9 protein-coding genes and 1 pseudogene are annotated in these 11103 nt (G+C 42.3%); 7 read left to right on the forward strand and 3 right to left on the reverse strand.

Annotated features, from left to right (window positions below):
- Positions 1-199: 199 nt before the first annotated feature.
- Together ABMY41_RS20560 and ABMY41_RS20565 are read left to right on the forward strand one after the other, a co-directional pair.
- Positions 200-1147 carry a phosphotransferase gene (locus ABMY41_RS20560; RefSeq protein WP_349276095.1) on the forward strand — a complete coding sequence of 316 codons (948 nt, stop codon included), beginning with the start codon at positions 200-202 and terminating at the stop codon, positions 1145-1147.
- A 2-nt stretch (positions 1148-1149) separates the two neighbouring features.
- Positions 1150-2121 (forward strand): Gfo/Idh/MocA family oxidoreductase, encoded by a 972-nt coding sequence (locus tag ABMY41_RS20565; protein ID WP_349276097.1) that lies wholly within the window; start codon positions 1150-1152, stop codon positions 2119-2121.
- On the opposite strand, the gene ABMY41_RS20570 is transcribed toward ABMY41_RS20565, so the two are convergent.
- Positions 2118-2936 carry an ABC transporter substrate-binding protein gene (locus tag ABMY41_RS20570; RefSeq protein WP_349276099.1) on the reverse strand — a complete coding sequence of 273 codons (819 nt, stop codon included), beginning with the start codon at positions 2934-2936 and terminating at the stop codon, positions 2118-2120. The genes ABMY41_RS20565 and ABMY41_RS20570 overlap by 4 nt on opposite strands.
- 191 nt (positions 2937-3127) lie before the next feature.
- On the opposite strand from ABMY41_RS20570, the gene upp reads away from it, so the two are divergent.
- The 5 genes from upp (at position 3128) to ABMY41_RS20595 (ending at position 9881) form a co-directional block, all read left to right on the forward strand.
- Positions 3128-3757 (forward strand): uracil phosphoribosyltransferase, encoded by a 630-nt coding sequence (upp, locus tag ABMY41_RS20575; RefSeq protein WP_054562437.1) that lies wholly within the window; start codon positions 3128-3130, stop codon positions 3755-3757.
- 9 nt (positions 3758-3766) lie between these two features.
- On the forward strand, positions 3767-5005 hold the full coding sequence (locus tag ABMY41_RS20580; RefSeq protein ID WP_054562436.1) for a uracil-xanthine permease family protein: 1239 nt from the start codon (positions 3767-3769) through the stop codon (positions 5003-5005).
- A gap of 138 nt (positions 5006-5143) precedes the next feature.
- The gene (locus ABMY41_RS20585) at positions 5144-6886 is read left to right on the forward strand and encodes an HAD-IIB family hydrolase (RefSeq protein ID WP_349276102.1); all 1743 of its coding nucleotides are present in this window, start codon (positions 5144-5146) and stop codon (positions 6884-6886) included.
- Positions 6879-8099, forward strand: a complete 1221-nt coding sequence (locus tag ABMY41_RS20590) for a hypothetical protein (protein ID WP_054562434.1) — start codon at positions 6879-6881, stop codon at positions 8097-8099. The genes ABMY41_RS20585 and ABMY41_RS20590 overlap by 8 nt, the downstream gene beginning before the upstream one ends.
- A 12-nt stretch (positions 8100-8111) precedes the next feature.
- The gene (locus ABMY41_RS20595) at positions 8112-9881 is read left to right on the forward strand and encodes a sugar phosphorylase (protein WP_349276104.1); all 1770 of its coding nucleotides are present in this window, start codon (positions 8112-8114) and stop codon (positions 9879-9881) included.
- 12 nt (positions 9882-9893) lie between these two features.
- Here ABMY41_RS20595 and ABMY41_RS20600 read toward each other — a convergent pair whose 3' ends face one another.
- Entirely contained in the window at positions 9894-10937 is a 1044-nt protein-coding gene (locus ABMY41_RS20600) for an ABC transporter substrate-binding protein (RefSeq protein WP_349276106.1), read from the reverse strand.
- Positions 10938-10981: 44 nt separating this feature from the next.
- Positions 10982-11103, reverse strand: a pseudogene (locus ABMY41_RS20605) (ISAs1 family transposase); the annotation flags it as partial.

An 11103-nucleotide genomic window follows, 5' to 3' on the forward strand; every position in this document is an offset into this window, starting at 1 on the left:
GACGGTATGTCAGGCACCAAGAAAAGGAAGAGGTGCAAGAGCAGGCGCAGTTAACACTGCAGTAAACAACGCCCCCTTCTAGGGGGCTAATGCAAAGCCACCTTCTTTAGAAGGTGGATCTTTTACTGCCAATAGGCCGTTGTGCCAATAGCCAATATCACCTACCATTGCCATCGGTTTATATAAATTACAGAGCGTTATGGATCTTAGGCAATTCGTTACTTGTCACTTTTCAAATATTACAGAGCTACAGCAAGCTGCATCAGTATGGAGTGGATGCGGTGAGATTATTCGTTGCCAAATGAATGGTGCTGCTGCGGTAATTAAAGCGATTGAAGTGCCTAGCCAGATCAATCATAGTCGTATAAAACAAAGTGATTTTGCGCTTGCCAGAAAGCGCCAATCTTACTTAGTCGAATTTAATTGGTATCGGCATTACGCAGAGCAATTACCCCATGAAGCTGCGGCTATCCACTGTATTGAGGCAATACAAGAGGGCAGTAAGCAAGCGCTGTTATTTAGTGATTTCAGTGCACTTGGCTACCAGCAAGCTAGTGCTACACACAGTGATATTCAAGCAATTATAAACTGGCTTGCACACTTTCATGCTTTTCATTTAGCAAGTTCTGCCGATGGCCTTTGGCCGCGAGGTAGTTATTGGCATTTAGCAACGCGGCCTGATGAGCTACAACGCATGAGTGATTTAAGCTTAAAAGCGCAGGCACACGCTATTGATATAGCGCTGAGTGAGTCACCATATCAAACGTTAATTCATGGCGATGCTAAGCTTGCCAATTTTGCGATTGCGCCACAAAACCAGCATGTTCTTGGCTATGATTTTCAATATGTTGGCAAGGGTGTTGGGGTGATTGATGTCATGTGTTTTTTAGGCAGTTGCTTTAATGATACGGCATTAAAATCAGTTGCCGATGACTATTTAAATCGCTATTTTGACACCCTCACACAGGCACTAAAACGTTATCAACCGAATGTAAACCCAGCGCATGTTGTTAGCAGTTGGCGAGCGCTTTGGTGTTACGCATGGAGCGATTTTTATCGCTTTTTAGCAGGTTGGAGCCCTGAACATGCAAAAATAAACGGCTACATGCAGCAGCAATTTGTAACTTACTTAAAAATAAAGGATTAATAATGAATAAGCCAATGCGATTTGCCATTATCGGCTGCGGTGCTGTAACCGAAGTGAAAAGCGGCCCTGCTTATCAACAAGCAGAAGGTATTGCGCTTATTGGGGTGACACGTCGCGACCTAGAAAAAGCCCATGATTACGCTAAACGCCATAATGTCGCAAAGGTGTTCGCATCGCCAAGCGAATTAATTAACGATAACAGTGTTGATGCAGTGTATATTGCCACGCCGCCAGATAGCCATAAAGCGTATGCTCTTGAGGTTGCTGCGGCAGGTAAACCGTGTTGTATTGAAAAGCCACTGGCGCCAAGTTATCAAGACAGCCTTGATATTGTCGCAGCGTTTAAAGAGGCTAAACAGCCGCTATTTGTGGCTTATTATCGCCGTTCATTACCACGCTTTAATCACGTTAAACAGTTATTAGAACAAGGTGCGATTGGTAAGCCTCGTCATGTTAGTTGGCATTTAAGTAAAGCTCCTAACGCTCTTGATTTATCGGGTGAGTACAACTGGCGCACAGATCAAAACGTGGCACGAGGAGGTTACTTCGACGATTTAGCCAGCCATGGTCTTGATTTACTTGCCTACCTTTTAGGTGACTTTAGTAAGGTGCATGGTTTATGTGCTAATCAACAAGACTTATATTCAGCATTCGATGCTATTACCGCGCACTGGCAGCATCAATCTGGTGTTACCGGCACCGGGAGCTGGAACTTTGCTTCAGCAAATCGTTTTGATGATGTGATGATTTATGGCAGTGAAGGCGAGCTTAGCTTTAGTGTGTTTGACGAAAAACCGATTGTGCTTAACAACGCACAGGGCAAACAAGAGTTCGTAATTGATAACCCTGCACATATTCAACAATATCATGTTGAAAATATGGCGAACTATTTTCATGCTCAGCAACCTCATCCATCAACTGGTGAGAGCGCACTTCATACAAGTTGGGTAATGGAGCAGATTTTATCGGCTTAGTGCTCAAACGCTGCATTGAAGGCATTTACAATTTGTGTGTTTTCACCTTCGTGAAATAACTCCATTAGGCGCTCACTAATTAATGTGCGTACCTTTTCTGTTTTAAGCGCTTTATCGAATAGCGCAATTGCTTGTTTGCCGACCTCTGTTGGTGAACAAGCAATATAACCAAACACGGCGGCTTTTTCTGGTTTAAGGTTTATATAACGAATACTACTCAGTCCCGGAGCTCGTTTATAACGGTTGCTAAATACAGTTTGGTATTCTAAAACGGCATCAATTTTATTTTGAAATAACATTTGCCCGAGCCTTGGTGCATTTGTTGCCCCATCGAGTATAAAAAAGTGCTCATCATTTAAACGGACAAACTTATCAATCTCTTCTGAGTATGAACGACCTTTGGTGACACCTATTGTTAAGTCGTAGTAATAGATAGCTTGTAATAGGGTAATGGCGTCTGGAATGGTGGGCTTATTAAATACCACCAGTTTATTTGAAGGAAATGCCATCAGAGGGTACTGACTAAACACAGCATGAGCTTCACGCTCTGGGGTTTTTAATTTATTGTACAAGCAAACATTGTTCATTTTTCTTAATTGCTGCCACTCTCTTAAGCGGCTTGCAGGTATAAAATGTAGGCTGATTTCATCGCCTAATTCAGCTGCGGCAGCCAGCAAAAACGTGGTGGCCTCATTTTCAGGGTTACCGCCATCTTGCGGAACAAAGTCTGCCATAACTTGAATATCGAGTGTTTCACTGTGGACCGGTAGGCAAATACACAAAAGTAGTATCGAAGTGAAGATAAACGTTTTCATTACTGCGGCCCAAAATAAATAAAATGTTAAACATTGCCGGTGCGTGTTGTTGCAAAAAAATTAATATTTGCAGCTGATAGTGTAATTTTAGACCAATTCAAAGAATTAATGCGATGAACATGCATTTTTTGCAGTCGAGAAGACTATTTTGCGCTAAAATAGGCGTAATTTATCTCATTTAGGTTCTACTTATGTCTATCCATGTAATTACTCATCCGTTAGTTCAACACAAACTTGGCCTTATGCGTGCAGAAGGTATTAGTACTAAAAGTTTTCGTGAGCTGTCGTCTGAAGTAGGTACTTTGCTTACTTACGAAGCAACAAAAAACCTACCATTAGAAAGTGTTCAAATCACAGGGTGGGATGGTTCAACATTAGATGTAGAACATATCAAAGGTAAAAAAATTACTGTTGTGCCTATTCTACGTGCCGGCCTTGGTATGATGGATGGTGTTATGCAGTTATTACCTGCTGCAAAAGTAAGTGTTGTTGGTCTTCAGCGTAACGAAGAAACATTGGAGCCAGTGCCTTATTTTGAAAAACTGGTTGGTAAAATTGATGAGCGTTTAAGCCTTGTTATTGACCCAATGCTTGCAACCGGTGGTTCAATGATTGCAACTATCGATATGCTTAAAAAAGCAGGCTGTAAAGATATTAAAGTGATTGTATTAGTAGCAGCACCAGAAGGCGTAGAAAAAACCCTTGCAGCCCACCCAGATGTTGAAATTTTCACAGCATCTTTAGACAGTCATTTAAACGAAAAAGGATATATCATTCCAGGCTTAGGAGATGCCGGTGACAAGATTTTTGGCACAGTGTAAGGCGCTCACGTGGAAAACCATCAAACATTTTCGTTAAAAACTATTCTAACTGGCGCGCAAATGCTGTTTGTAGCATTTGGCGCACTAGTACTTGTGCCGTTACTAACAGGCCTTGATCCCAATGTGGCTTTATTTACCGCAGGCTTAGGAACCTTGCTGTTTCATGTGGTTACTAAAGGCCAAGTTCCTATCTTTTTAGCATCGTCTTTTGCTTTCATCGCACCTATTATCGCCTCGGTACAAATGTGGGGCATTCCCGCAACAATGGGCGGTTTGATGGTGGCAGGCTTTTGCTATTTTGCGCTTAGCTTGATAGTAAAATTTAAAGGCGTGAATGCGCTGCACAAGGTGTTACCGCCTGTGGTTGTTGGCCCTGTGATCATGGTGATTGGTCTAGCCTTAGCCCCAGTCGCTGTGAATATGGCAATGGGTAAAGCAGGGGATGGCAGTGCGCAATTAGTTCCTTATGAGCAAGCAATTTGGGTTTCTGGTTTATCATTACTGGTTACGCTGATTTTTGCGGTATGGGGTAAAGGTGTATTTAAACTTATTCCTATTCTTGCTGGTGTGGTAGCAGGTTACCTTGCTTCTTTATTTATAGGTATTGTTGAATTTAATGCGGTCACCGAAGCAAACTGGTTTGCGGTACCGGCATTTACTTATCCTGAGTTTAAATGGCAAGCTATTTTGTTTATGGTGCCTGTGGCCATTGCACCAGCAATTGAACATATTGGCGACATGATGGCTATTAGCCAAGTAACAGGTAAAGACTATTTAAAGAAACCGGGTTTACACCGTACTTTACTGGGTGATGGCTTAGCAACTTCTGCGGCATCGGTTTTTGGTGGTCCACCTAATACAACGTACTCTGAAGTAACGGGGGCGGTAATGCTTACACGTAACTTCAACCCTCGAGTGATGCTTTGGACCGCAATCATCGCTATTGTGCTGGCGTTTGTGGCAAAAATGGGTGCTGGTTTACAAACGATTCCGGTACCTGTGATGGGCGGCATCATGATTTTACTATTTGGCTCTATCGCCGTTGTTGGTTTAAATACCTTAGTAAAATCAGGTGAAGACCTTACAGCGCCTCGCAACTTGACTATCATCGCACTGATTTTAGTGTTTGGTATTGGTGGTATGCATATCGGTGGTGATGAGTTTAGTTTGCAAGGTGTGAGCTTATGCGCAATTTTGGGGATTATCTTAAATGCTGTTCTCCCCAAAGCAGTGCAACAAGCTGATTAGAACTTAAAAACTGCTTGAATATTGCACCAAAAAAGCGCATTAAATATGCGCTTTTTTTGTAACCATTTAAAAAATAAGGAATTATAAAACTGGTCTACTAACTGCATTTATCTCTATGTCATACTGGTAGGAGCGATTATGCAAGAGGCAAATGTTGTGGATATTACCCCGTTTTTAGCGAAGCATCAGTTACCACTCAAGTATCAATACTTAAGTGAGCAGTTTTTTATACCCCTCGCGCACGATATCTTAAGCGCAAAAATGACCGGCCAACCTATGCTGGTGGCGATTAACGGCTGCCAAGGGTCAGGTAAAACGACCCTCGCTGATTTCTTAGTGACCTGGGTTAATAGCAATACCGAATTTAATAGCGTGTCATTATCAATCGATGACTTTTATTTAAGTCGTGATGCACGCAACGAGCTTGCTAAAGATGTTCATCCTTTGTTTGCGAGTCGTGGTGTACCGGGTACGCATGATACGCAATTAATGGAACAAACCTTATCAGCTTTGTTGGCAGGTAAAGTGGAAGTGCCATTACCTCAATTTGATAAACTAACTGATGATCCAGTGCCAAAAGAGCAGTGGTCTAGTAATCAAAAGCCGATTGATATCGTGTTTTTTGAAGGCTGGTGTGTAGCCAGTACACCTCAGCAGCCTTATCAACTGCAAACTCCGGTAAATGAATTAGAGCAACTAGAAGATGCCGACGGCATTTGGCGTCGCTGCGTAAATAGTTGCTTAGCGAATGAATATCAAAATGTATTCGCAATGGCCGATTACACCATTATGCTAAAAGCGCCTTCATTTGAAGATGTGTATGCGTGGCGCTTAGAGCAAGAGCATAAACTAATTGCCAAAAAAGGCCAGGGGCAGGGCACGTTTGACGAAGTGAGTTTAAAGCGTTTTATCTCTCATTTTGAACGTATTACGCGGGAAAACTTAGCCACTCTTGCGCACAGCGTGGATGCGTTATTATTGCTTGATACCGAGCGTGATATCACCAAGATGGAACTTCTCGCTGACCAGATTGCTCAGCCACTTATTTTTACTGACTTAGACGGCACATTGCTCGATCACGATAGTTACGAATGTGAGGTGATCAAACCATTTTTGGCAAAGTTGAATGATACCGGTGTCAATGTGATTTTTAACACCAGCAAAACCTTTGCTGAAGTCACTGATATTCAAAAAGGTTTGGATCATCACCAGCCCTTTATTGTGGAAAATGGTGCTGCTGTTTATATCCCGAAAGACTATTTCAAAGTAAAGCCGATTGGCTGTGATGAATATAAAGGTTATTGGCGCTTTGCCATGACGCAAAGTACCGATAAATTGCATGACGATCTTAAACAATATGCGAGCCAATTTAGTCATTGTGTACGTTTGTTTAGCCAATTTAGTGCACAAGAAATAGCTGAATTAACAGGACTCCCCGTTGATAAGAGTGAACTAGCTTTACAAAGACAGTACTCAGATCCGGTTTGTTTTTCGGGTAGTGAGGAAGAAAAGCAAGGTTTGATAGATGCAATGAGCCAAGCAGGCTACGAAGTGCTTGTTGGCGGCCGTTTTATTCATTTAACCAAAGGTAACAACAAAGGGCTTGCACAAAAGTGGCTGTTAAATCAGTTCAAAAAAGCCTATCGCAATCCATTTACTGTGATAGCCCTTGGCGACAGTCAAAACGATGTAGCCATGCTAAAAGCGGCCGACACCGCTATTTTAATCAATAACCCTGGCAGCCAAGTACAATCACAAATATTACAAAAAGCATGGCAGCTCAGCGAAAAACCAGCCCCAGCTGGTTGGGTTCAAGAAGTTTCTGCGTTAACTATCATCAAAGCGCGTTTTGCAGCAAAACAGGAGCAATCTCATGGCTGATTTTTATCAAAATGGCATTATCACGACCTTACACAATATTGCTGACCGCCCAGTAGAAGAACTAGAAAAAGAGTTGTTGGGCTTTTCAAAACAACGCCCAATGGGCCTGATTTTGCCCTCGCTTTACAGCGAGTTAGAAGGACCCGCTCTGCAAAATATTATTGCTGAGCTGAAACATGTGCCTTATTTATCGCAAATTACCATTGGTCTAGATCGCGCTGATGAAAGCCAATATCGCCATGCACTGCAGTTTTTTGCGGAGCTTGATCAGCCTCATAAGGTACTTTGGAATGATGGCCCGCGTTTACAAGCGCTCGATAAAGAACTACAAAAATTGGGCGTTGCGCCACGAGAGCTAGGTAAAGGTCGCAATGTTTGGTATTGCATGGGTTATAAGCTGGCAACCTCAAAAGTAGAGTCAATTGCACTGCATGACTGCGATATTTTGACTTACGACAGAGCACTTTTAGCACGCCTAATTTACCCTGTTGCTCACCCTCGTTTTAACTATGAATTTTGTAAAGGCTTTTACCCGCGCACCGCTGAGGGCAAAATTAATGGTCGCGTGTCACGTTTGCTGGTAACCCCATTATTGCGTTCATTTAAAACAATTTTAGGCAGCAACGATTATTTAGAATACATGGATTCGTTTCGTTACCCGCTAGCGGGTGAGTTTTCATTCCGCCGTGATGTACTCAACGATATTCGTATTCCAAGTGACTGGGGTCTCGAAATTGGCGTGTTATCAGAGATGTATCGCAACTACTCGCATAACCGTTTATGTCAGGTCGATATTGCTGATAACTATGATCACAAACACCAAGACTTATCGCTAGAAAACCAAGCGGCGGGTTTGTCGAAAATGTCGATTGATATCACCAAAGCTTTATTTAGAAAGCTGGCTACCCAAGGGGTGACTTTTACGACAGAAACGATTCGCTCATTAAAGGCAACCTATTACCGTATTGCACTCGATTTTATTGAAACTTATCACAACGATGCGTTAATGAATGGCTTAACACTTGATATTCATCATGAAGAAAAAGCCGTTGAAATGTTTGCTCAAAATATTATGAATGCAGGTCAGCACTTTTTAGAAAACCCAATGGAAGCACCCTTTGTGCCGAGTTGGAACCGAGTAGCTTCGGCAATGCCAGAGGTGTTTGCTCGCTTAGAAGAAGCCGTAGAGCTTGATAACAAAGAATATATTTAACGGGGAAGGCACGTGACTTTAGAGCTTTTGCAACAAAGGGTTATTCAGCATTTAACCTGCATCTACAGCGAAGTTGAGCTATCAACAACGCTTGAACAACTCGCAGACAGATTAATCAATACCATGTTAGGTGATGATCCTGTTCGAGACCCAACGCCGCATAAAAACCGTTGGGATGAGCAAGATATGATTTTAATTGCTTACGGTGATTCGATTATTCGTCATGCTAATACGGATGAAGCCGTTGCTAAGCCTGAAGAGCCGCCTTTGCAAACGTTACATCGCTTTGTAAAAAACCAATGCTTACCTGAACTTAATGCACTGCACATCTTGCCGTTTTACCCATATAGCTCAGATGAAGGCTTCGCGGTAATGAACTATGTGCAAGTGAATGAAGCGTTAGGTAGTTGGCAGCATATCCGTGATATTTCAGGGGATGTCAGGTTGATGGCAGATTTGGTGATCAACCATTGCTCTAGCCGCAGTGTTTGGTTTAAAAATTTTATTCAGGGCAAAGAGCCGGGAAAAGGGTATTTTAAAACGGCAAGCCAGAGTGATGACCTTGTGCAAGTTGTTCGCCCGAGAACATCACCCCTTTTACAGGCGGTTGAAACTAAAGACGGTTTGCAACATGTGTGGTGTACCTTTAGTCATGACCAAGTCGACTTTGATTTTGCTAACCCAGATGTGCTCAATGAATTTGTCAGCATTATTCGTCATTATTTAGATAACGGTGTGCGTATATTCCGCCTTGATGCGGTGGCTTTTTTATGGAAAAAACTCAATACCCGCTGCATTAACCTGCCTGAGACACACGAAGTGATCAGGCTGCTTCGCACCCTTATTGAGCATTTTGAGCCTAATGTAATTATTATCACAGAAACTAATATCCCGAACCGCGAAAACCTATCGTACTTTGGTAATGCCAACGAAGCGCATTGTATTTATAACTTCTCATTACCACCGCTGTTATTACACACTTTACTCAGTGGTGACAGAACCGCATTAAAACATTGGATGATGAGTATGCCACCTCCTCAAGAAGGAACGGCATACTTTAACTTTATCGCATCTCATGATGGCATTGGCTTGCGCCCCGTTGAAGGCTTGTTGGAGCAAAGTGAAATTGCCGAAATGGTGAATACGACTGCGAAATTTGGCGGAAAAGTTTCATTACGTACCGCCCCAGATGGCACCAATACCCCATATGAGTTAAACATTGCCTTATTTGATGCGTTGCAAGGTACCCATAAAGGCCCAGATAAATGGGGTGTTGCACGCTTTTTATGTGCGCATGCCATTATGTTTGCGCTTGAAGGTATTCCAGGTTTGTATATTCATAGCTTACTCGGTACCACCAATGATTATGAACGCTTTGAAAACAGCCAACATAACCGAGCGATTAACCGACACCGCTGGCAAGAGTCAGATTTACTAGCAAAGCTGAGTAATGAAAATGCCCATCATCGTACTGTGTTTAAAGCGATGAAAAACCTAATGGCTATTCGTAAGGCGCAAAGTGCATTTCACCCTAATGCGACGCAATATACGTTACATTTAAGCGAAGGGCTCTTTGGTTTTTGGCGACAAAGTATCAACCGTTCGCAAAGTATGTTTTGTGTTTATAACATTAGTGACGAGCCGCAAACGCTTACGCTTGCCGACTTAAATTTGATTGGTACAGAGCAATGGCGAGATTTGATCAGCGGTGAGCAAATTACTGAGCAAACACAAACAATGTCGCTAACCCCATACCAAGCTGTATGGCTCAGCAATAAATAATGTAAATGCCCTTTACAGTTTGCTATTGGTTACCTCTAAAAGAAGTGATTCAACACTGAAGGGAAGGGCATTTTTATTCTCATTACTGAAAACGCGAAAGTTAATTGCTAAGTTATCACTGTGAATTTGTTCAACTAGCTTAAGCGTTTGTTCGCTATGTTGGCTGAAAATGGCCACTTCATGATGCATAGTTCCGGTTGCGTAATTATTGAGTAGATCATGAACATTTACTATAGCTAAAGCTCCTAGTGTGACATGACCGCCGATAGTGACGTCTATTTTTTCTGCCACAACTCTGAGTGGCCAATTTATTGCGCCAACCAATACATCTTTGCGTTTATTTAACTCATCAAGCGCTGCAATCGCCCCTAATGCCATGGCATCATTGGCAGCCCAAACCATATTGATGTTAGATTGATGGCTAAAGTAGCCAAGACTCTGGCGATACGCTTGTGTTGCTGACCAGTTGGCAACTGTTTTAGCGGTGATATTAGCATTATCATGCGTTTGAACACTTTGCTCTAAACCTTGCTCTCTATCAAGTGCTGCATGAGTGGTGTAATCACCATTAATCGCGAGAATATTTGCCGTGTGCTGAGCTTTTTCAATCAGTTTTTCAGCTAATAATTGACCCGATTGTTTGTTATCGGGCACAACGCTACCTGCGATATTAATACCATGATCAATCAAACGGTTTAGTTCTTGTTCTGATGGGCGGTTAAGTAAAAAATAGATGGGCGTAGAGATGTGCTTTAAGCTTAAAAGTTGTTGGGTAAGCACACTTTTCTCATCAACTAAAATCAGCATGTCTGGCTTTGCTTTTATCGCTTTAGCCACTAATGACTTCATTTCAATATGATTTCGGTTGGCATAATGAATCGTTAATTCGAGATTAAAGTCTTTGGCAGCATCACGCATCAACTGCGACACTTCAAACCAAAACGGGCCTGTGGCATTGGTATCGGCATGACCTGGGTTTATAAAAATAATACTTTGCTTGGCAAAAACACTCGGTAAGCAAAATAGGCAGATAGTGAAAAATACTGGTTTAATCATTGGTTTGTTAGGTTTATAGGCAGATAGGGCAGAGTATAGCACGGCTAGCGCATTTTAATCCCAGACTCTAACAGGGTTGAGCGGTAATCATCGTCTAGCCCTGCCATTTTCTTTTTCCTCGCCATACTAGCTGACTTAGATGTATCTTGTTTAAAAAGCGCCATGG

The sequence above is a fragment of the Pseudoalteromonas sp. BZA4 genome (assembly GCF_040104395.1).
GTDB lineage: Bacteria > Pseudomonadota > Gammaproteobacteria > Enterobacterales > Alteromonadaceae > Pseudoalteromonas.